At 72.5% G+C, this 21,260-nt stretch carries 18 protein-coding genes; 6 read left to right on the top strand and 12 right to left on the bottom strand.

What is annotated here, in order from left to right; all coding sequences use genetic code 11:
• The first annotated feature begins 46 nt into the window (after positions 1-46).
• On the top strand, positions 47-1,000 hold the full coding sequence (locus EXE57_RS00465; RefSeq protein WP_135072987.1) for a sigma-70 family RNA polymerase sigma factor: 954 nt from the start codon (positions 47-49) through the stop codon (positions 998-1,000).
• Between the two features lie 165 nt (positions 1,001-1,165).
• Here EXE57_RS00465 and EXE57_RS00460 read toward each other — a convergent pair whose 3' ends face one another.
• The 3 genes from EXE57_RS00460 to EXE57_RS00450 are packed head-to-tail and all read right to left on the bottom strand — an operon-like array spanning position 1,166 to position 4,328.
• Positions 1,166-2,476 (bottom strand): glycoside hydrolase family 3 N-terminal domain-containing protein, encoded by a 1,311-nt coding sequence (locus EXE57_RS00460; protein ID WP_244246924.1) that lies wholly within the window; start codon positions 2,474-2,476, stop codon positions 1,166-1,168.
• Positions 2,477-2,485: 9 nt separating this feature from the next.
• A complete protein-coding gene (gene coaE / locus EXE57_RS00455) occupies positions 2,486-3,070 on the bottom strand; it encodes a dephospho-CoA kinase (protein ID WP_135072985.1) in 585 nt (194 codons plus the stop codon).
• A gap of 34 nt (positions 3,071-3,104) precedes the next feature.
• The gene (locus EXE57_RS00450; RefSeq protein WP_167305765.1) at positions 3,105-4,328 is read right to left on the bottom strand and encodes an alpha/beta hydrolase; all 1,224 of its coding nucleotides are present in this window, start codon (positions 4,326-4,328) and stop codon (positions 3,105-3,107) included.
• Between the two features lie 148 nt (positions 4,329-4,476).
• Here EXE57_RS00450 and EXE57_RS00445 point away from each other — a divergent pair, with 148 nt between their 5' ends.
• The gene (locus tag EXE57_RS00445; RefSeq protein WP_208542920.1) at positions 4,477-5,877 is read left to right on the top strand and encodes an FAD-dependent oxidoreductase; all 1,401 of its coding nucleotides are present in this window, start codon (positions 4,477-4,479) and stop codon (positions 5,875-5,877) included.
• On the opposite strand, the gene EXE57_RS00440 is transcribed toward EXE57_RS00445, so the two are convergent.
• Together EXE57_RS00440 and EXE57_RS00435 are read right to left on the bottom strand one after the other, a co-directional pair.
• Positions 5,850-6,260, bottom strand: coding sequence for a DUF1232 domain-containing protein (locus EXE57_RS00440; protein ID WP_135072983.1), 411 nt, complete (start codon positions 6,258-6,260; stop codon positions 5,850-5,852). The genes EXE57_RS00445 and EXE57_RS00440 overlap by 28 nt on opposite strands.
• Before the next feature lie 5 nt (positions 6,261-6,265).
• Entirely contained in the window at positions 6,266-7,222 is a 957-nt protein-coding gene (locus EXE57_RS00435) for a GlxA family transcriptional regulator (protein ID WP_135072981.1), read from the bottom strand.
• Positions 7,223-7,315: 93 nt separating this feature from the next.
• Here EXE57_RS00435 and EXE57_RS19530 point away from each other — a divergent pair, with 93 nt between their 5' ends.
• Positions 7,316-7,474, top strand: a complete 159-nt coding sequence (locus EXE57_RS19530; RefSeq protein WP_167305764.1) for a hypothetical protein — start codon at positions 7,316-7,318, stop codon at positions 7,472-7,474.
• Between the two features lie 199 nt (positions 7,475-7,673).
• Here EXE57_RS19530 and rpsA read toward each other — a convergent pair whose 3' ends face one another.
• Together rpsA and EXE57_RS00425 are read right to left on the bottom strand one after the other, a co-directional pair.
• Entirely contained in the window at positions 7,674-9,158 is a 1,485-nt protein-coding gene (gene rpsA, locus EXE57_RS00430; RefSeq protein WP_135072979.1) for a 30S ribosomal protein S1, read from the bottom strand.
• A 199-nt stretch (positions 9,159-9,357) separates the two neighbouring features.
• The gene (locus EXE57_RS00425; RefSeq protein WP_135072977.1) at positions 9,358-10,239 is read right to left on the bottom strand and encodes a phosphotransferase family protein; all 882 of its coding nucleotides are present in this window, start codon (positions 10,237-10,239) and stop codon (positions 9,358-9,360) included.
• Positions 10,240-10,287: 48 nt separating this feature from the next.
• Here EXE57_RS00425 and EXE57_RS00420 point away from each other — a divergent pair, with 48 nt between their 5' ends.
• The gene (locus EXE57_RS00420; protein WP_167305763.1) at positions 10,288-11,106 is read left to right on the top strand and encodes a class I SAM-dependent methyltransferase; all 819 of its coding nucleotides are present in this window, start codon (positions 10,288-10,290) and stop codon (positions 11,104-11,106) included.
• A 14-nt stretch (positions 11,107-11,120) separates the two neighbouring features.
• On the opposite strand, the gene EXE57_RS00415 is transcribed toward EXE57_RS00420, so the two are convergent.
• The 3 genes from EXE57_RS00415 to EXE57_RS00405 form a co-directional block, all read right to left on the bottom strand.
• On the bottom strand, positions 11,121-12,692 hold the full coding sequence (locus tag EXE57_RS00415) for a sulfatase family protein (RefSeq protein ID WP_167305762.1): 1,572 nt from the start codon (positions 12,690-12,692) through the stop codon (positions 11,121-11,123).
• Between the two features lie 143 nt (positions 12,693-12,835).
• Positions 12,836-15,373, bottom strand: coding sequence for a YhgE/Pip domain-containing protein (locus EXE57_RS00410; protein WP_135072973.1), 2,538 nt, complete (start codon positions 15,371-15,373; stop codon positions 12,836-12,838).
• Between the two features lie 8 nt (positions 15,374-15,381).
• On the bottom strand, positions 15,382-15,942 hold the full coding sequence (locus EXE57_RS00405) for a hypothetical protein (protein WP_135072971.1): 561 nt from the start codon (positions 15,940-15,942) through the stop codon (positions 15,382-15,384).
• A 188-nt stretch (positions 15,943-16,130) separates the two neighbouring features.
• Here EXE57_RS00405 and EXE57_RS00400 point away from each other — a divergent pair, with 188 nt between their 5' ends.
• A complete protein-coding gene (locus EXE57_RS00400; RefSeq protein WP_244246923.1) occupies positions 16,131-17,387 on the top strand; it encodes a lipopolysaccharide biosynthesis protein in 1,257 nt (418 codons plus the stop codon).
• Here EXE57_RS00400 and polA read toward each other — a convergent pair whose 3' ends face one another.
• Positions 17,388-20,162, bottom strand: coding sequence for a DNA polymerase I (gene polA / locus EXE57_RS00395; protein ID WP_135072968.1), 2,775 nt, complete (start codon positions 20,160-20,162; stop codon positions 17,388-17,390).
• On the opposite strand from polA, the gene EXE57_RS00390 reads away from it, so the two are divergent.
• Positions 20,161-20,601: a PaaI family thioesterase gene (locus tag EXE57_RS00390; RefSeq protein ID WP_244246921.1), complete on the top strand. Its 441-nt coding sequence runs from the start codon at positions 20,161-20,163 to the stop codon at positions 20,599-20,601. The genes polA and EXE57_RS00390 overlap by 2 nt on opposite strands.
• A gap of 3 nt (positions 20,602-20,604) precedes the next feature.
• Here EXE57_RS00390 and EXE57_RS00385 read toward each other — a convergent pair whose 3' ends face one another.
• Positions 20,605-21,177, bottom strand: coding sequence for a GNAT family N-acetyltransferase (locus EXE57_RS00385; RefSeq protein WP_135072965.1), 573 nt, complete (start codon positions 21,175-21,177; stop codon positions 20,605-20,607).
• Positions 21,178-21,260: the final 83 nt, after the last annotated feature.

Below are 21,260 nucleotides of genomic sequence, written 5' to 3'. Positions count from 1 at the left end.
GGCGGCGTCGGTGACGTCGTCCCGCAGACAGGAAGGCGGCTCCACCATGGCGACACGCACCACCGCCGGCACGCGCGAGATCGAAGGTCGCGACAGCGTCGGCCTCTACCTCGACGAGATCGCCCGCAACCCGCTCCTCGACGCCGCCACCGAGGTCGAGCTGGCCAAGACCATCGAGGCCGGCCTGATGGCCGAGCACCTCCTCGCCACCGGCCGTGTCGGCCGGGCCAAGGGCGGTGCGCCGATGCGCGCCAGCCGTGAGGAGCTCGAGTGGCTGGCCGAGGAGGGCCAGCGGGCGATCGACACCTTCATCACCGCCAACCTGCGTCTCGTCGTGTCCATCGCGCGCAAGTACGGTCGCGCGCAGATGCCCATGCTCGACCTGATCCAGGAGGGCAACACCGGCCTGATCCGCGCGGTCGAGAAGTTCGACTACGCCAAGGGCTACAAGTTCTCGACCTACGCCACCTGGTGGGTACGCCAGGCCATCACCCGCGGCATCGCCCAGCAGGCCCGGGTGGTCCGGCTGCCCGTGCACGTGGTCGAGGAGCTGAACCAGATCGGCGGCGCCCGGCGTACGCTCGAGCGCCAGCTCGGCCGGGAGCCGGAGCCCGAGGAGATCGCCGGCGAGCTCGGCATGGCCGTCGAGCGGGTGCTCGACCTGCTCGCCTGGGGTCGTGAGCACGTCAGCCTCGACACCCCGGTCGACGAGGACGGCGACACCTCGCTGGGTGACCTGATGGCGCAGGAGTCCTCCCCGGGCCCCGACCTCGAGGTCCTCGACGTAGAGGCCCGCGACCGGCTCAACTCGCTGGTCGGACAGCTCGACGACCGCTCCGCCGACATCATCCGGTCGCGCTACGGGCTGGTCGACGGCCGGCAGCACAAGCTGGCCGACATCGGCGTCAAGCACGGCATCTCCGCCGAGCGGGTGCGGCAGCTCGAGCGGGAGGCGCTGCAGCGGCTGCGTCGCCTGGGCGACCCCGACCTGGCTGCCTGAGACTCTCCCCAAGCCACGGCCCGCGACCTCGTGTCGCGGGCCGTGGTGCGTCTCCGGGGCCGGGGATTCATGCGCTTCCCGGGGGTTGCAGCGCCCGGGAAGCGCAGGAGCTGCGCCAGCAGTCCAACGTCGGCGGGCTGGAGCCGCCAGGGAGTCGAGGAGCGGTCAGGAGCCGGCCGCGGCCAGCTCGGCCGCGGCCCGCTCGGCACGCTCGACCACGTCCGCCGGCACGCGTACGTCGGCCGCGACGCGCTGCTGCCACAGCTGGAGCGCCACCACGCGGGTGGCCGCCTCCACGACCCGCGCCCGGGGAACGTCACCGGACTCGACCGCGTCCACGACGAGCTGGTGGGTCGTGGCGGTGTCGACGGGCATCAGCAACAGGTCGGCCCCGGCCCGGAGCGCCCGGATCGCCGGGAAGTCCTCGCTGAGCGCGGCCCCCATCCCGAGCGAGTCGGTGATGGTGACGCCCTCGAAGCCGAGCTCGTCTCGCAGGTAGTCGTAGACCTTCGGAGCCTGGCTCGACGGCGTCCCGGCCTGCATCGCGCGGACGTCGAGGTGGGCCATCATGATTGCCGGGGCGCCCGCCTCGACGGCCGCCTCGAACGGCCGCAGGTCGCGCCCACGCAGCTGCGGCAGCGACGAGCGGAGCACCGGCAGCCGCAGGTGGCTGTCGGCGGTCACGCCGCCGTGGCCCGGGAAGTGCTTGGTGGTGGACACCAGGCCGCCCTGCTCGTAGCCCTCGACCGCCGCGCCGACCGCGCGGGCCGCGAGGGCCGGGTCCCCGGAGGGCGAGCGGGAGCCGATGGTGGGGTCGGCGCTGCCGATCGTGACGTCCGCGACCGGTGCGAAGACCCAGGTGAAGCCCAGGTCGCGCAGCTCCAGGGAGGTGGCGCGTGCGGCCTCGGTGACGACCTGCTCCCCCGCACGGCCGCCCGCGACGGCAGCGCCCGCGGCCGCGAACGGCGGGAACTCGGTGGCGACGCCACCGAGGTGCGAGACGACGCCACCCTCCTCGTCCACGCCGATCACGGCCGGCCAGTCGCGGCCGTCGGCCGCGTGGGCCTGCGAGACCGCAGCGGTGGTGGCCCGTACCTGGGCCTCGTCGGCGACGTTGGAGGAGGCCACGCTGACCCCGGCGAGGTGGAGGTCGCGGACCATCGCGGCCGGCGCGGCCGGGTCGGTGCCGTCGTAGCGCCCCACGATCACCTGGCCCGCCAGCTCGCGCGTGCTCATCTCCGCCACCAGCCGCCCGGCGCGCTCGAGCTCGCCGACGGTGGGTCCCCACGAGGTGGGCTGGTCTGGGTCGGCCGGCTCCGGTGTGCGCAACGGGGAGGGGGACGTCGAGGACGTCGCCCCGGTCGGCGTCTCGGAGGCCGGGCCGCTCTCCGGAGCAGTCTCGGACGCGGGCTCGGAGCACCCTGCGGCCAGGGCGCAGACGAGCATCAGGGCAGGTCCGGTCCGGGGAAGTCGCACCCGTCCACGCTAACCCGCGAGGTCGGCGAAGACCTCTTCCACGCGGGTCCGCAGCTGCTCGCGCGAACCGGTGTTGTCGACGACGTACGTCGCGATCGCGAGTCGCTCCTCACGGGTGGCCTGAGCGGCGACGCGGGCCTCGGCGTCGGCCCGGGTCATGCCGCGCAGCGAGACCATCCGCTCGACCTGCGTCTCGACCGGGACGTCCACCACGACGACCGCGTCGAAGGAGGCTGCCTGACCGGTCTCGGTCAGCAGCGGGATGTCGTGGACGACCACCGAACCCGCCGGCGCGGCGGCCTCGATCTCGGCGGCCCGGGCGCGGACCCGCGGGTGGATGATCCCCTCGAGCACCCGCCGACGGGCCTCGTCGCCGAAGACGACCGCCCCCAGTGCCGGTCGGTCCAGCGAGCCGTCCTCGGCCAGCACGGAGGAGCCGAAGGCCGCGACCACCTCGGCCAGCCCGTCGGTGCCCGGCGCGACGACCTCGCGGGCGAGCACGTCGGCGTCGACGACGACCGCCCCGAGCTCCGCCAGCACCGCTGACACGGTGCTCTTCCCCGACGCCACTCCCCCGGTCAGTCCCACGCGCATGCGGGGACAGTAGCCCTGTGCCGTCCGACGGCGCTCAGCCGGGCCCGGAGCCCACGAAGCGCTCGACCTCGGCCAGCAGCACCGGCCAGGAGGGCTCGTCGGCGGTGAGGACGTGGTTGGCGCTGTCGAGCAGCACCAGCCGGCTGTCGGGCACCAGCGCCGCGAGCTCCTGCGCCTGGCTCGCCGGCACCCGGTGGTCGCGCCGGGAGTGGACGACCAGGGTCGGGCACTGCACCAGGGGCGCCACCTCCGAGACGTCGATGTGGGCGAAGGTGTCGAGGAACCGGACCACGTTCTCGGTCGACGTGGTGGCCCGCTGCAGGTCGTTGAAGGCGTCCCAGTGGGAGCGGTCGGCGTCCGGCAGGAACTGGCTGGCGAAGACCTGCCGGTACGACGCGTCGTCGCGCCGCCACGCCACCCTCCCGAGCGAGAGGTCGAGGGCGGCCTCCTCACGCTCCTCGGCGGTCTCGGCGCGAGCCAGCCGCCCGCGGCAGTAGGCGCCGACGAGCACCAGGTGGCTCACCCGCTCGGGATGGCGTACGGCGTAGTCGATGGCGACCGCCCCACCCTGGGAGACCCCCATCAGCGGGAACCGTTCGACGCCCACCGAGTCGACGACCAGCTCGAGGTCCTCGACCCACGCCTCGATCCCGATGTCGTCGACCTCCCAGTCCGACAGCCCGCAGCCGCGCTCGTCGTAGCGCACCAGCCGGTGCGAGTCGGACAGCCCGTCGATCCAGTGCGCCCAGATCGGGCTCTCCCACTCCAGGTCGAGGTGGGTCAACCAGTTGGCGGCCTTCACCAGCGGCGGTCCCGAGCCCGACACGGCGTAGGCGATCCGGACGCCGTCGGGCGAGGTGCAGTAGCGGATCTCCTGCTGCTGGCGGGCCGACCCAGCCTGGACGCCCGCCGCCCCGTCGGCCAGGTCGACCACGTCGCCGACGAACCGGTAGCCGACGCCGTGGACGGTCGCGATGAGACGCTGGGCGTGCCCGTCGTCGCCGATGGCCCGGCGTGCCGCCTTGAGCCGGCTCGTGAGCGCGGAGTTGCTGACGAACCGGTCGCCCCAGACCGCGTCGAGCAGCTCGGCCTTGGGGACCACCCTGTCGCGGTGGCTGAGCAGGTGGACCAGCACGTCGAACACCTGGCGCTCGACGTGCACGACCTCCCCGCCCCGCGTCAGCTCGAACCGTCGCGGGTCGAGCACGCAGTCCTCGAACGAGTACAGCTCGACCGACCCCTCTCCCGGCGCCATCATCCCCGCCCTGTCGCAGCGGGAGCAACGGATCGGGCTCCACATCTCTCCGCGTGGTCTCCACGTCGTCTCCACCACTGCCGCGACGGCGTGGGCGACGCTGCAGCAGGCGGTCGAGGGGGTCGTCTGTGAACGAGCGGGGGAAGCACACATGCAGGACGCACGGGGGAACAGGGAGCACGCAGTGGTGCTGGGGGGCAGCATCGGGGGAGTGCTGGCGGCACGCGTGCTCAGCGACCACTTCGACCGGGTGACCATCGTGGAACGGGACACGATGCCGGGGACCGGGGAGAACCGCCGGGGGGTGCCGCAGGGGCGGCACGTCCACGGCCTCCTCCCGGCGGGGGCCCGGGTGGTCGGGGAGCTCTTCCCCGGCCTGGTCGAGGAGCTGAGGGACGAGGGCGTCCCGGTGCTGGACGACCTGGACCGGCTGCACTTCAGGGTGCTCGGCCGGCTGCTCTCGCAGCAGCCGAGCACCCTGGAGCCGGTCGTCCAGGTCAGCCGGCCCTACCTCGAGGGGCGGGTACGTCGGCGGGTGCTGGCGCTGCCCAACGTGACGCTCCGCGAGGGACGTGACGTGATGGCGCTCGTCAGCACCCCCGAGCGCGACCGGGTCACCGGCGTCCGGGCGATGCCGCGCGACGCCGTGGACGCCGTCCAGGAGCTGATCTGCGCCGACCTGGTCGTCGACGCGATGGGCCGCGCCGGCCGGACCCCGGTCTGGTTGGAGAAGCTCGGCTACGAACGGCCCGAGGAGGAGACGGTGCCGGTCGACGTGACCTACACCAGCCGCCCGGTACGGCTGCGTCCCGGCGCGCTCGAGCGCGAGCTGGTGCTCGTCGGACCGGAGCCCGGCCGGCTGACGGGCATGGGCCTGTTCGCCTACGAGGACGACACCTGGATCTTCACCGTCATGGGGTACGCCGGCAACCACCCGCGACCCGACCCGGCCAGCATGCTCGCCGCCGCCCGCGAGGTGGCGCCGCCGGAGGTGATCGACGCGCTGGTCGACGCCGAGCCGCTGGGCGAGGTCAGCGTCCACCGCTTCCCGGCCAGCCGTCGGCGCCGTTACGAGAAGCTGCGCCGGTTCCCGGAGGGGCTGCTGGTCCTGGGGGACGCGCTGTGCAGCTTCAACCCGATCTACGGCCAGGGCATGACCGTCGCCGCCGAGGAGGTGCTCGCCCTGGACGCCGCCCTCGCCGAGGGCGACGACCGACTCGCGCGCCGCTTCTTCAAGGCGGCGGCCGCCCCGGTGGACGTCGCCTGGAAGCTCTCGGTGGGGTCCGACCTGGCGCTCCCCGAGGTCGAGGGCGAACGCTCGTTGGAGGTCCGCGCGGTCAACGCCTGGGTGGACCGGGTGCTCGCGGTCGCCGAGCACGACCCGGTGGTCGCGCGGCAGTTCGTCCGGGTCATCGGGTTCCTCGACCCGCCCTCGGCGCTGTTCCGACCCACGGTGCTGCGCCGGATGCTGGCCGCCCGCCGCTCGGGCCCCGCCGCAGCACCTGCGAGCGCGGTCGTGCCGACTCAGCCGACCCGGACGCCCGTCAGCTGACCCACGGCCGCGAGTCCGTCCGCCGAGCCGGGCCAGTGGCGTCGCAGCGCCTCCGGTCCGGCTCGCCTCGCCACCGCCCGCAGGGCGAGCACGACGACGACCGCGTCGTCGGCGTACCCGATCACGGGGATCACGTCCGGGACGAGGTCGATCGGCATCGCGAGGTAGGCCAGCAGGCCGAGCAGCCACAGCCGCAGACCCCACCCGAGGTCGGGATCGCGGGCCAGCCGACCCAGCAGCCGCACGACGTCGGGCACGAGTCGGAGCGCCTCCGCTGCCGTGAGCTCGTCGGGTCTCGCCCGCCACAGGGCTGCCAGCAGGAGCAGCCAGGCTGCGATGAGGCCGGCGACGGCTCCGAAGAGCCAGTCGAGCCAGGTCCCCACGTCGCTCAGGCGCTCCGCACGCCCGCGAAGGTGCGGCGGTACTGCTGCGGGGAGACGCCGCGGGCGCGGGTGAAGTGGTGGCGCAGCGCGGCGGCGTTGCCGAAGCCGACCTCCGCGGCGATCCAGTCGACCGAGTGGTCGGTGAGCTCGAGCAGCTCCTCGGCGCCCTGCAGCCGCTGCCGGGTCACCCACGCGTGCGGGGTGGTCCCGGTCTCCTCGCGGAACCGGCGGGCGAAGGTGCGCGAGGACAGGTGGGAGCGACGCGCCAGCGTGTCGACGCTGAGGTCCTCGGCGAGGTTCTCGTTCATCCACGTCAGCAGCGGGCCGAGCGTCTCGGCGTCGCAGTCCGGCACCGCCCGGGCGATGAACTGGGCCTGACCGCCGTCGCGATGGGGCGGTACGACCATCCGTCGCGCAGCCGCGGCTGCCGTACGCGCGCCGAACTGCTGGCGCATCAGGTGCAGGGCGGCGTCCAGGCCTGCCGCCGACCCCGCCCCGGTGACGATCGAGCCGTCCTGGACGTAGAGCACGTCGGGGTCGACCAGCGCCTCGGGGTGGCGCTCGCGCAGCTCCTCGACGTGGCGCCAGTGGGTGGTGCAGCGCCGGCCGTCGAGCAGGCCGGCCTCGCCGAGCACGAAGGCGGCGGTGCAGTGGGCGAAGACGTGGGCCCCACGGTCGTGGGCGGCGCGGACCAGCTCGACGACCTCCGGGGAGGGCGCGAGGTAGTCGCGCTTCGGGGTGACGCACACCAGGTCGGCGTCGGCGGCGGCCGTGAGGTCGTGGTCGACGTGGAGGTCGTAGCCGCTCGCGCCGCGGACCCGCCCTGGTCGAGGGGTGGCGACCACGAAGTCGAAGACCGGGTTGTCGTCCTCGGGGTGGTAGGGCTCGGCCCACACCTCGCACATCGCACCCAGCCCGAACGGCTCGGCGCCGTCCTGCACCACGACCGCCACCTTCTCCATGGACCCAGCCTGACGCATGCTTGGCAGAAAATCAATGGAGGCTGTCATTTCTGCCACTGGTGGCGGGATGTCGTCGGTAGCAGACTATCTGCCATGGACATCGCACTCATCATCATCGTCACGCTGGCCGTCATCGCCGTGCTCGCCGAGAGCCTCCGCGAGGCCTTCCACGACGGCCCTGCCGCGCAGGGTCCGCCCCGTTCCCACGTCGAGGACGAGCGCTTCATGCCGCCCGCCTCGCATGCCGCCTGACTCCCCCTCCGGGCCAGACCCGGAGCCGCCGAACGGCCCGCCCGGACGACCCGGGCGGGCCGTTTCGTCGTCCGGGTGAGCACACGCGAGCTGCTGGTCTCGGGCGACAGCCAGGGTCCCCCGAACCATGATGCCCGGGACGCGGAACGGCCCGCCCGGGTGATCCCGGGCGGGCCGTCCTGCGTTGCTCAGGTGCGCGTCAGTTGCTGCCGCCGGTGAGCTTCTCGCGGAGCGCCTGCAGCGCCTCGTCGCTCGCCAGCGAACCGCCGGTGTCGCCACCCTCGGCCGCGGCCTCGTCGGTACCACCGGAGGAGTACGACGTGGCCTCGCCGGCCTCGACCTCCGCCTTGGCGGCCTCGGCCTGCTGCTTGACGTGGGCCTCCCAGCGGGCGTGCGCCTTGGCGTACTGGTCCTCCCAGACCGCGCGCTGCTCGTCGAAGCCCTCGAGCCACTCGCCCGTCTCGGGGTCGAAGCCCTCGGGGTAGACGTAGTTGCCCTGCTCGTCGTAGGTCGCGGTCATGCCGTAGAGGGTCGGGTCGAACTCCTCCACGTCGCTCGCGGCGGCCGTCTCGTTGGCCTGCTTGAGCGAGAGCGAGATCCGGCGACGCTCGAGGTCGATGTCGATGATCTTGACCATGACGTCGTCGTTGACCTGGACGACCTGCTCGGGGATCTCCACGTGGCGCTCGGCCAGCTCGGAGATGTGCACCAGGCCCTCGATGCCCTCCTCGACGCGGACGAACGAGCCGAAGGGCACCAGCTTGGTGACCTTGCCCGGCACGATCTGGCCGATCTGGTGGGTCCGGGCGAAGTGCTGCCACGGGTCTTCCTGGGTCGCCTTGAGCGACAGCGAGACGCGCTCGCGGTCCATGTCGACGTCGAGCACCTCGACGGTGACCTCGTCACCGACGGTGACCACCTCGGACGGGTGGTCGATGTGCTTCCAGGACAGCTCGGAGACGTGGACCAGGCCGTCGACGCCGCCGAGGTCGACGAACGCACCGAAGTTGACGATCGAGGAGACGACGCCCTTGCGGATCTGGCCCTTCTGGAGCTGGGTCAGGAAGCCGTGGCGGACCTCGGACTGGGTCTGCTCGAGCCAGGCACGGCGCGACAGGACCACGTTGTTGCGGTTCTTGTCGAGCTCGATGATCTTGGCCTCGAGGGTCTGGCCGACGTACGGCTGCAGGTCGCGGACGCGACGCATCTCGACGAGGGAGGCGGGCAGGAAGCCGCGCAGGCCGATGTCGAGGATCAGGCCGCCCTTGACGACCTCGATGACGGTGCCCTCGACGACGCCGTCCTCCTCCTTGACCTGCTCGATGGTGCCCCAGGCGCGCTCGTACTGGGCGCGCTTCTTGGACAGGATCAGGCGGCCTTCCTTGTCCTCCTTCTGGAGGACCAGGGCCTCGACCTTGTCACCGACCTCGACGACCTCGTTGGGGTCGACGTCGTGCTTGATCGAGAGCTCGCGGCTCGGGATCACGCCCTCGGTCTTGTAGCCGATGTCGAGCAGGACCTCGTCCCGGTCGACCTTGACGATGGTGCCATCCACGATGTCACCGTCGTTGAAGTACTTGATGGTCGCGTCGATCGCGGCGAGGAAGTCCTCTTCCGAACCGATGTCGTTGACCGCCACCTGGGGCGCGTCGGTCTCCGGAAGAGTGAAGGTGCTGCTCGTCATAAGGGAAGTGATTCCTTGGTGGTCAGAAGTCGTCGGGCGCGCGCGCAGGAGTCCGTTTCACTACCGGTCGAGATCGTCGCGGGACCGCGACAGTGATAGCGAGCCACTCATCCACTCCGGTGGGACCCCGGGCAGACTGCTGGCGCAGTGTCCAAGACTACGCCGCTGCGCGCGGCGGCGTCCAACCGGGCACCCGCCGTCAGGTGGCGGCGGGGTCGCCGCTCCGCGCGATCGCCCGGACCCGTTCGAAGGCGTGGTGGGCGACGGGGTTGTCACGACGGCGCGAGGCGAGCTCCACGAGGGCGAACAGGTCGGCGGCGCGGGCCAGCTCCAGGGTCGCGTCCGGCTCGCCGCCGAGCCGATCGACGTACGCCGTGAGGACGGCCTCGACGAAGACCGGCTCGCGGTCGAAGCGCAGCAGGTTGCCCAGGTCGTGGGCGGGGTGGCCGGCGTGGGCGAACTCCCAGTCGAGCAGGCCGGTGACCTCGAGCGTGTCGGGGTCGAGCAGCAGGTTCTTGGGGTTGACGTCGCTGTGCACCAGGCAGCGACGGGTGACGGTGTCGAGGAGCGCCTGGGCGTCCACGGCGACACGGTCGAGCCGGGCCGAGTCGTCGGGGTCCAGGGCGAGCGCCCCCTGCTTCTCCTCGACGTAGGCCGGGAGGTCGTCGGCCAACGGGAAGGGCTCGAGCCGGAGCGAGCCGTCGACGAAGGTGCCCGTCTCGAGCATCGGCATCCCGCCGAGGGTCGCCACCAGGGTCCCCAGCGAGGCCCCGGCGCGGGCCAGGCCGTCCTCGTCGAGGGTCGGCAGCAGCAGGTCACCGCGCACGCCGGGGAGGAACGACGTGACCAGCAGGCCGGGCGCCCCGGCGGCGTGGTCGGGCCGGCGTACCTCGAGCACCTCGGGCACGGGGAGCAGCCCCCGCACCAGCCGCAGGACGGCTGCGTCGATCTCGGCGGCGGCGTCGCCCCGGTCACCCGGGTCGGCGTAGATCCGGACCACGCTGCGCTCGCCGGCCACCTCTCCGAGGAAGGTCTCCCCCGACCAGCCGCCCTCGAGCGGGGTCAGCGAGGTCAGGTCCACGCCCCGGATCCTGCCACGGCCCGCTGACGGCCGACGTAGGGTCGTCCCGTGGAGGAAGCGTGGCCGCACCCGCCGGTGCGGGTGGAGCGGCGGCCGGTCGACGAGGTCGAGTCACGATCGGCGAACGGCCCCGACTGGGACAGGTACGCCGACGAGTACCAGGCGACGCACGGCTCGTTCCTCGGCGACGCCGGCTTCGTGTGGGGGCCCGAGGGACTCACCGAGGAAGAGGCGGGCGTGCTCGGCGAGGTGGCCGACCGCGACGTGCTCGAGGTCGGGTCGGGAGCCGGGCAGTGCTGCCGCTGGGTCCGCTCGCGCGGTGGCCGGGCGGTCGGCCTCGACCTCTCCCACCGGCAGCTGCAGCACTCGCGCCGCATCGACGACCACACCGGGCTGACCGTCCCGGTGGTGCTCGGCACCGCCACCCACCTGCCGTTCGCAGACGGCTCCTTCGACGTCGTCTTCTCCTCCTTCGGGGCGCTGCAGTTCGTCAGCGACATCGACCGGGCGGTCGCGGAGAGCGCGCGGGTGCTCCGGCCCGGCGGTCGCTACGCCTTCTCGATCACCCACCCGACCCGCTGGATGTTCCCCGACGACCCGGGCGAGCAGGGGCTGACGGCGAGCCAGCCGTACTGGGACCGCACGCCCTACGTCGAGGTGGACGACGAGACCGGCGAGGTCGCCTACGTCGAGCACCACCGGACCCTGGGCGACTGGGTGAGCCTGCTGGCCGGTGCCGGCTTCCGCATCACCCGGCTGGTCGAGCCCGAGTGGCCGGAGGAGCACGACCGGGTCTGGGGCGGCTGGTCGCGCACCCGAGGGCTGCTGACCCCCGGAACCGCGATCTTCGCGGCCGACCTCGGCTGAGTCCCGGCCGCCCGTCAGCGCACCCGACAGCCCTCGACACCCACGCAGCCCGCCAGCCTCGCCAGCGCGACCCGCATCTCGGCACGGACGCCGGCTCCCCCGGGCCCGCCCGGGGCGAGCAGGTTCTCGAGCTGGTGGGGGTCTGCCACGGTGTCGTAGAGCTCCTCCTCCCCTGTCTCGTAGACGACGTAGGTGTGGGTCCGTGAGACCACGCCCTCGAAGTACGGGATCCGCACCTCGGTCGCCTGCTCCATCCTGGTCGCCGGCTCCCGGAGCCCTCGCGGACTGGTGGCGTAGGGCGAGACGTTCCCGCGGTGGAGGTAGAGGTAGCGACGCCAGGCGTCCGGCACCTCGCCCTGCGCCAGCGGGAGCAACGACTCCCCGTCGTGGACGTAGGGCAGCGTGAGTCCGGCCATGGCGGCGAACGTGGGGGCGAGGTCGATGTTGGCGGCGAGCGCGTCGACGCGGGTGCCGGGCGCGATCCCGGGGCCGCGGATCCCGAGCGGCACCCGCACGTCGGGCAGGTAGGGGCTGTTCTTGCCGCGCTTGAGCCGGTGGGCGCCGAGACGGTAGCCGTGGTCGCTCGTGAACACGAGGTAGGTGTTGCGGAGCTGGCGGCTGCGGCGGAGCTGGTCGACCACGTCGCCGACGTACCGGTCGATGCTCGTGAGCGAGACGACCTGGCGCCGGAACGCCGCATCGAGCTCGTCACGCACCTGCCGACCCATCACCGGCAGGTCGCGGACGTACGCCGGCTTGTCGCTGACGTCCGCCTCGTTGAAGTCGGGGGTGCGTGGCGCCCTCAGGGTGGCGACCCTGCGCTGGAGCTCCTGGTCGCGCCGCTCCCGCGGCGAGGCAGGTGCCGGGTTGTGGGGACCGAAGAAGGAGAGGAACAGCGCCAGCCCCCGGCGGTCCCGGTTGCGCCTGATGGTGGTCATCGCGCGGTCGTGGAGGTGGTCGCCGAGGTAGTTGCGGGGGCCCTGCATGCGCAGGATCTCCCCGTTGAGGTTGAGGTCGTAGTTGCGCCCCGTGAAGGCGCGCCGGATCGGCACCGCCCAGTCCGACCACCCCGGAGGGACGTAGGTCGGCTCCACCGCGTGCTCCGGCGTCGACCGCATGAACGGGTAGCCGTTGAGGTACTTGCCCATCAGCGAGGTGTGGTAGCCGGCCTGCTGCAAGGCGAGCGCGAAGGTCCGGCTGGCCTCGTCACCGACGTGGAAGCCGTGGAACCCGCCGGGGTAGGCGTTGCCGAGGACACCGGTGTTGTGGGCGTACTTGCCGGTCAGGATCGACGCCCGGGCCGGGCAGCACAGGGGGACGTTGGCGTGGAAGCCGGTGAAGCTGGCGCCCTGCCCGAAGATCAGCTTCCGGGTGTTCGGCATGTGGCGCAGGTGTCGCGAGGACATGTCGTCGGTCAGGAAGAAGATGATGTTGGGCTGCCGCGCTGCCTGACGTTCCGCAGCCTCCACCCGCTTCCCGGACGCGTCACCCGGGACGGGGCCCAGGTGCCCGAGCCCGGTCACCAGAGCCGCCGCAGCTGCGACCACGGCCTTCCGGCTGAACAGCTTCCGGGCCCGAAACCTCATCACCACTCCCCGGGGGCGGGACACCCGCGGCCTCGGCGGGCCCATCAAGGGTAGGCCGCCACGCCGCCCCGGTCAGGGAGGCGGGGACAGCAGCGCGGCGCCGCCCCTCTCGGGACGGCGCCGCGGCTGTGGAGCGGAGCGGATCAGACGAAGCGTCGACCCACGAGGATCGCGCCGCCACCGAGGCCCAGCAGGGCCAGCGCGGCGAGGCCGCGCTTGGTGTTGCGGCCGCTCTCGCCGTCGTCACCGAGCAGCTCGTAGGTGTAGGCGGTCTGACCCACGGCGTCCTCCGGGGCGCCGTACGCCATCCTCTCGGTGTCGGCCCGCTCGGCACCGGCAGCGATCACGGCGTAGAGCTTGCCGTAGTCCTGCGCGGTGTCCGTGCCCGCGTCGATCAGCTGCGACATGCCCTCGTCGGACAGGCGGCCCGCACCGTCGACCAGCGCCGGGGCGCCGTCAGCGGCCTCGGCCATGCCGTCGGCCAGCCGGCCCGAGCCCTCTGCGGCGTCGCCCAGGCCCTCGGCCAGGTCGCCGGCGCCGTCGGCGAGGAGCGTGGAGCCCTCCGCCGCGTCACCGGTTCCACCGGCGAGCTTCAGCGCACCGGCCGTGAGGGTGTTCAGGCCCGCAGCCAGGTCGCCGGCACCGACGGCGAGCTTCTGCGAGCCCGCCTCGGCGTCACCCGTACCGGCCGCGAGGCGACCGGCACCGTCGGCGAGCTCGTTGGCGCCGCCGTCGATCTGCGAGAGGCCGTCGGACAGGTCGCCGGAGCCGGCGTACGCCTCGTCGGCGCCCGCAGCGAGCTGCGAGGCCCCGCCCACGGCGCCGGTCAGACCGGTGACGAGGTCGGCGAGACCCGCCTGGACCTGCAGCAGACCAGTGCGAAGCGCCGGGCCGTTCGCGTCGAGCTGTGCCGCGCCCGCCGCCGCCTCGGTCAGGCCACTGTTGAGCGCCGTCGCGCCGGGGATCAGCTGCGCGTCCAGGGCACCGATGGCGGTGCCGAGCCCGCCCGAGACCTGGAGCAGGCCCTGGTTGGCGGCCGTGAGGTTGCTCTTGCTGGTGGCCACGCCATCCTGCAGCGCGGTGATCGTCGGGCCGCAGGTCGGCTCGTCGACGTCGCAGAAGCCCCGCAGGCCATCGAGGCCCGCGGTGAGCTGGTCCAGGCTGCCGCCCGTCGCCACGGCGGCGGCGAGGCCGCCCTGCACCTGGTCGACGCCGCCCTTGGCCTGGGCCAGGCCCGGTCGCAGCTGGTTCTGCAGGCCACCCAGGATCTGGGCCGAGCCGGTCTCAGCAGCCGGGAGCTTTACCGCAAGCTGGTTGATGCCCCACAGGAGGGTCCCCGGGGTGCTGGCACTGCCAACCTTGGTCACGATCTCGTCGACACCCGCCTTGAGCTGCTTGGCGCCGGCGAGCGCCTTCGGCAGGCCCTCCACGTCGGAGAGCTGGGCCAGCCCGTCGCGGATCTGCTTGAGACCGCCCTCGAGCTTCTTGCTGCCGGTCAGCGCGTCTCCGGTTCCACCGGCGAGGCGACCGGCGCCGTCGGCGAGGTCGCCCGCACCGGCGTCGATCTTGCCGAGCCCGTCGTTGAGCTCGCCGGCACCGGCAGCGAGCTGGTCGCCACCGTCGCTGGCCTTGCCGGCGCCGTCGGCCAGCTGGCCCGCGCCGTCGTCGATCTGGCCGAGGCCGTCGTTGAGCTCACCGGCACCGTCGGCCAGCTTCTGGGCGCCCGGGGCGGCCTCGCCGGCGAGGCCGGCGTTGAGCTCGTCGGCACCGTCGCTCAGCTGGATCAGGCCGGCGAGGAGGGTCGCGGCCCCGTCACGGAGCTTGAGCAGGTTGGTGTCGATCTCGGTCGCACCCTCGGCCAGCTTGATGCCGGTCTCGGAGCCGGACTGGTAGCTCTCGCCGGCGGTCTTGAAGGAGGGGCTCTCGAGCGGGTTCACCGGCAGTGCGGAGACCGAGGACGACGGGACGACCGCGTCGGTGACGTTGGCGGTGTAGCCGAACTGGACCTCGTCGGAGCCGAGCGGCGGGAAGAGCGTCATCGTGAAGCTCATCTTGGTGCCGCCCTTGCCGTCGCCGGCCAGGTTGGCCTGCTCGGAGGAGACCTCGGTGAAGTTCGGGGGCGCGACGGTGGTGAGCGAGCCCACCATGGGGATCGGGACCTCGGCCATCTCGGTGACGGTGCCACCCTTGCCGTCGTCGAAGGTGACCTCCTGCTGCTGCGCGGTGATGTTCTTCACCGTGTAGAGCACCTCGAGCTCACCGGTCTCGCCGACCACGTCGCCGGGCTCGACGAGCTCGCCGTCGAGGCGGTACTCGATGGAGATGTCGAGCGGCAGCTCGCCGGTGTAGTCGCTGACCGAGCGCAGGCGCTCGGTGCCGTCGACGTCGACCTCGACGTTCTGGACGCCGTCCTCGACGGAGTAGCCGTCGAAACCGTCGAGGTTGCGCAGGCCGCTCTCCTCGATCGGGTTGGCGACCTCGACCTGGCCGGAGCCGGTCATCGTGAGCTGCTCGTAGACGCGCTGGCTCTCGACGTCGCCGTCGGCGTTGACGTAGACCTGCACGGTCTCGGTGTTGACGACGTCGACGTCGCCCTCCGCGGCGTACGCGCCGGGAGCGGTCGCGACCGCGGTCAGCGCGAGCGCGGCAAGTCCTGCGCCCACCGTCAGGGTGGGCTTCATGGTGGTCCTCACTTGGCGGTCTCCATCAGCTCGTCGGTGGTGGCCGTGTTGTCGTCGGCGGCGTGCTTGTGCTCCTGCTCGGGACGGGCCAGGGCGGCCGCGATCGCCGCTGCCAGGAAGCCCATGCCCACGCACATGGCCAGCGCGGTGATGCTCGTGAAGGAGTTGTCGACCACGCGCGGCGGCGCGGCGGAGTAGGCGGCCTCGAAGGCACCCGCGAAGGTGCCGGCGCCGAGCAGCGCGCTCCACAGCGGGAGCTTGTCCATGCTGATCATCGCCACGCCGACGCACAGGGCGACGGCCAGCGCAGCGAAGACCGCGCGACCGGTGGCCGTGTCGGGCAGGATCGACGCGCGGGCGTAGTAGCTCAGCACGGTGACGAAGACGCCCAGCGCGAAGCCGGCGAGACGACGGCCGGCGGTGGCGTCGGGCACCAGGGCCACGACCGCGCCGGCGGCGAGGCCGAGCAGGGCGACCGAGTCGAGCTCGAGGTCGAGCCAGCTGCTCAGCATCACGGTGATGAAGGCGGCCGCGACCAGCAGCAGCCCGGAGATCAAGGTTCTACGCATACGAAACGCGGGTCCCTCCACGGTTACCACGGCCCTCCCGGCCGCGGACCGCACGGTATGCGCGGTCGCCGGAGTTTACCGTCCGGTAACCGGAAAATAACAAGTTCACGTGGATGTGTCGTCGGTCTCATGTCGGCGCCGTTGGCGCCGACCCGGCGACGCCGTGCGGCACCGCCTACCCTCGACGCGTGAGCTGGGACCAGGACACCGCGGACGCGCCGTCCGCCGTCCCGTCCCCGGTGAGGGGCGGCGCCCAGATCGCCGTCGCCATGGCCGTCATGAACATCGCGACCTACGGCTACACGATCCTCGCGGCCCGCGTCCTCGGCCCCGAGCAGTACGGCGGCGTGGCCGCGGTCATGAACCTCCTGCTCGTCGTGAGCGTGATCGCGCTGGCGCTGCAGGCCACCGCGGCCCGCCGGATCTCCGCGGACGCCGCCCACGTCGACCAGATCGAGCGGGGCATCCTCCGTGTCAGCTGGCAGGCCGCCCTGGCAGCCGGCGCCGTCCTGCTTGTCCTCACACCGGTGATCGAGCGGGTGCTGCGCCTCGAGAGCTTCTGGACCGCGTTGCTGGTCGCGCTCACCGCGATCCCGCTCACCGTGATGGGCGGGCAGGCCGGGGTGCTGCAGGGCGAGCGGCGGTGGGCTGCGCTCGGGGCGGTCTACGTCGCGGCCGGCGTACCGCGTCTCGCGCTCGGTGTCGCACTGCTGGTGTGGTCGCCCAGCGAGTTCTCCGCCGTGCTGGCCGTCTCGGTCGGCTGCGTCTTCCCCGTCGTCGTCGGCTGGTGGGCCCTGCGCCACGAGCGCGAGCCCGGTGCGGTCGCCGACCGCCACAGCGGCCGCGCCATCCTCACCGAGTCGCTGGCCAACTCCCAGACGCTGCTGGCCTTCTTCGCCCTCTCCAACCTCGACATCGTCGTCGCCCGCAACGTGCTCACGCCCCACGACAGCGGTCTCTACGCCGGCGGGCTGATCCTCACCAAGGCGATGCTGTTCCTGCCGCAGTTCGTCGTGGTCGTCGCCTTCCCTGCGATGGCGCGCGAGGGGCAGCGCGACTCCGCCCTGGTACGCAGCATCACCGCCATCGGCGTGCTGGGGACGGTCGGGACGGTCGCGTGCTGGCTGCTGCCGGAGGTGGCGCTGGTCTTCATCGGCGGCCAGGAGTTCGCCGAGATCACCGGCCAGCTCTGGCTCTTCGCGCTGCTCGGGACCGTGCTCGCCATGGTGCAGCTGCTCGTCTACGCCGTGCTGGCACGGCAGGGGCGTCGCAGCAGCCTGCTGATCTGGGCTGCGCTGCTCGCCATGGTGGCCGCCGGCGCCACGGCCGGGTCGGTCACCGAGCTGGTGGTGCGCGTGATCGTCGTCGACGCCATCCTGCTGGCCCTGCTGCTCGGGCTCACCGCCCGCCTCGTACGCCGGGACCGGACCCTCGCCCGCAGCTGATCAGTGGGCGGCTTCGTGCCAGCTGCGGCCGGTGCCGACGGAGACGTCGAGCGGGACGGTCAGCTCGGCCGCGGACCCCATCTGCTCGCGGACCAGCGCGTCGAGCTGCTCCCGCTCCCCCGGCGCGACCTCGAGGACGAGCTCGTCGTGGACCTGCAGCAGCATCCGTGACGCCAGGCCGGCCTCGGTGATCGCCGCCTGCACCTGGAGCATGGCGACCTTGATCAGGTCGGCCGCGGAGCCCTGGATCGGCGCGTTGAGCGCCATCCGCTCCGCCATCTCGCGGCGCTGCCGGTTGTCGCTGGTCAGGTCGGGGAGATAGCGGCGCCGGCCCCAGATGGTCTCGGTGAAGCCGGAACGGCGCGCCTCGTCGACCACGCCGGTGAGGTAGTCGCGCACCCCGCCGAAGGTCTCGAAGTACTCGTCCATCAGCCCGCGGGCCTCGGACGGGTCGATCCGCAGCTGCTGGCCGAGCCCGAAGGCCGAGAGACCGTAGGCGAGGCCGTAGTTCATCGCCTTGATCTTGGCCCGCATCTCCGTCGTGACGGCCGTGGGCTCGACGTCGAAGACCCGGGCGGCGGTCACCGCGTGGAAGTCGCGGCCCGAGCGGAACGCCTCGATGAGCAGCGCGTCCTCGGAGAGGTGGGCCATGATCCGCATCTCGATCTGGCTGTAGTCGGCGGTCATCAGCGACTCGTAGCCCGGCCCCACCACGAAGCCCTCGCGGATCCGGCGCCCCTCCTCGGTCCGGATCGGGATGTTCTGGAGGTTGGGGTCGGTGCTGGAGAGCCGACCGGTCGCCGCGATCGTCTGGTTGAACGTGGTGTGGATCCGGCCGTCCGGGGCGACCGTCTTGAGCAGCCCCTCGATGGTCTGGCGCAGCCGGGCGACGTCGCGGTGGCGGAGCAGCGCGGTGAGGAAGGGGTGCTCGGTCTTCTCGTAGAGCGACTGCAGCGCGTCGGCGTCGGTGGTCCACCCGGTCTTGGTGCGCTTGGTCTTCGGCATGTCGAGCTCGTCGAAGAGGACGACCTGCAGCTGCTTGGGCGAGCCGAGGTTGATCTCCTTGCCGATCACGGCGTACGCGTCGTCGGCGGCGCGCTTGACCTCGCCGGCGAAGTGGGACTCCAGCGACTCGAGGTGGTCGAGGTCGACGGCGATCCCGACCTGCTCCATCTCGGCGAGCAGGTCGACCAGCGGGAGCTCCATCTCGGCCAGCAGCCGGGCGCCGCCGTGCTCCTCGATCGCGTCGTCGAGGGCGTCGGCGAGGTCGAGGACCGCCCGCGCGTGGAGCATCGCGACGTCCTGGGCGCCGGTGCTCTCGTCGGTGTCGAAGGACAGCTCGGCCTGCCCGGCGTCGCCGGCATGGGTGCGCAGCTCGCGCTTGAGGTAGCGCAGCGTCAGGTCGGCGAGGTCGTAGGAGCGCTGGTCGGGGCGGACGAGGTAGGCGGCCAGGGCGGTGTCGCTCACCAGGCCCCGCAGCTCCCAGCCCCGGGCTGCCAGGGCCAGCATCGGACCCTTGGCGTCGTGCATCACCTTGGTCCGCCCCGGGTCGCCGAGCCACGACACGAGGGCGGCGTCGTCCTCGGGGGAGATCTCGGCGGCGTCGAGCCAGGCGGCGGTGCCGTCGGCGGCGGCCAGGGCGAGCGACCACACCTCGCCGGTGCCGCCGCGCCAGCTGCCCTGCACGGTCAGGCCGGTCCGGCCCTCGCCGCTCGCGTGAGCGGTCAGCCAGCCGGCCACCTCGCCCGGCGACAGCCGGCTCCCGGCCAGCTCGAAGCCGCTCTCGTCGATCGGCTCCTCAGAGGCGGCGTCGACCACCTCCAGCAGGCGGGTGCGAAGGTCGCCGCGGAACTCCAGCTCGTCGAGCAGCTGGAGCCCGGCCTGGCGGTCCCACGCACCGACCGCGAGGTCGGCCGGGCCGAGGGCGAGGTCGAGGTCGGTGACGAGCGCGTTGAGCCGCCGGTTGCGCATCACGTCGGCGAGGTGGGCGCGCAGCGCCTCACCCTTCTTGCCGGTGATCTCGTCGGCTCGCGCGATGACGTTGTCGAGGCCGTCGTAGAGGTTGATCCACTTCGCGGCGTAGCCCTGGCCGACGCCGGGCACCCCGGGCAGGTTGTCGGAGGTCTCCCCCACCAGCGCGGCCAGCTCGGGGTAGCGGGCCGGCGGGACGCCGTACTTGGTCTCGACGGCCTCGGGGGTCATCCGTGCGAGCTCGGAGACCCCGCGCATGGGGTAGAGGACGGTGCACGTCTCGCTCACCAGCTGGAGCGCGTCACGGTCGCCGGTGAGGATCAGCACCTCGAGGCCCTCGCGGGTGGCCTCGGTCGCGAGCGTGGCGATGATGTCGTCGGCCTCGTAGCCCTCGAGCTGGAGGTGGGGGATGGCGAGGGTGTCGAGCATCTGCTGGATCAGCGGCAGCTGGGAGGAGAACTCCGACGGCGTCTTGTTGCGGCCGGCCTTGTAGTCCGCGTACTCGTCGAGGCGGAACGTCTGCCGGGACTTGTCGAAGGCGACGCCCACGTGGGTCGGCTGCTCGTCGCGCAGGACGTTGACCAGCATCGAGGTGAAGCCGTAGACGGCGTTGGTGTGTTGACCGGCGGTGGTCGAGAAGTTCTCCACCGGCAGCGCGAAGAACGCACGGTAGGCCAGGGAGTGGCCGTCGAGCAGGAGCAGGCGCTGGGTGGTGTCGGACACGGTCCGAACCCTATCCGGGCTCACCGACAGCGCGAGGTCCCCACCGGGGACCGGGGGCGCCTCGGGAACAATGGGTCGCATGAGCCAGGAGCAGACGGACGTGTCGGTGGCCGACTACATCGCGCAGATGCCCCAGGGCATGGGCGGCCTGAACGAGAAGATGGGGATCGAGCTGCTGGAGATCTCGGCCGACCGCGTGGTCGGGACCATGCCCGTGGAGGGCAACACCCAGCCCTACGGCCTGCTCCACGGCGGGGCGTCGGTGGTGCTGGCCGAGACCCTCGGATCCGTGGGCTCCGCGCTCCACGCGCAGCCCGACCGGCTGGCCGTCGGCGTCGACATCAACGCCACCCACCACCGGGCGGCGACCGGCGGGACGGTCACCGGGGTCGCGACCGCGATCCACCTCGGACGGTCGATGGCGTCGTACGAGGTGGTGATCAGCGACGAGCGGGGCCGCCGGGTGTGCACCTCCCGGATCACCTGCACGCTGCTGCCGGCGGACCGGTTCGGGGGCTGAGCCCTAGCCCTCCGAGGGCTGCTGGCGGCGCAGCGAGCGCCGTGCGGCGAGCACGTGCGTGAGCTGGCGGGCGCCGCCCCGGGCGATCATCGGCCGGTGGCTGGCGAAGAGCCGGTTCTTGACGGACCCGACCTGCGCGACGCGGAGGGTGGCGGCCGGGCCCAGCGAGAGCCGTGCCATGAAGCGGTTGGAGTCGCGGGAGCCGGCGGCGACCGCGGTCCCGACGTGGGTGATGCCGAGCTCCTCGGCGAACTCCACGGCCGCCTGCATCAGCGCGCTGCCGATGCCGTGGCGGCGGAAGTCGGGCAGCACGTGGGGCGAGATCACCTGGAGCACGCGCTCGAGGTTGATCGGGCTGAACGTGGTCGCCCGGAGGTGCACCGCGCCCACGACCTGTCCCTCGACCTCGGCCACGACGATCCGCTCCTCCGGCATGGCGGAGACCCGGTCGACGACGTGGCGGATGTCCTCGACCTGCTGCTCGGGACCGACCCGGCGCATCACGTCGGACCAGATGTGGACCAGCGCGGGTGCATCGGTGTCACAGGCAGCCCGCAGGTGCACCGGAGAACGCATCTCGACCTCTCGTACGCCAGGCCTCGTGTCCCCCGAGCCCGGCACCTCCGCCCGAGACTACGCTCAGGGTCCGTCCGCTGTCA

Origin of the sequence: Nocardioides euryhalodurans, from assembly GCF_004564375.1 — a bacterium.
Lineage (GTDB): Bacteria > Actinomycetota > Actinomycetes > Propionibacteriales > Nocardioidaceae > Nocardioides > Nocardioides euryhalodurans.
Note: the sequence above shows the minus strand (reverse complement) of the source record. Positions and strands in the feature narration are given on the sequence as shown.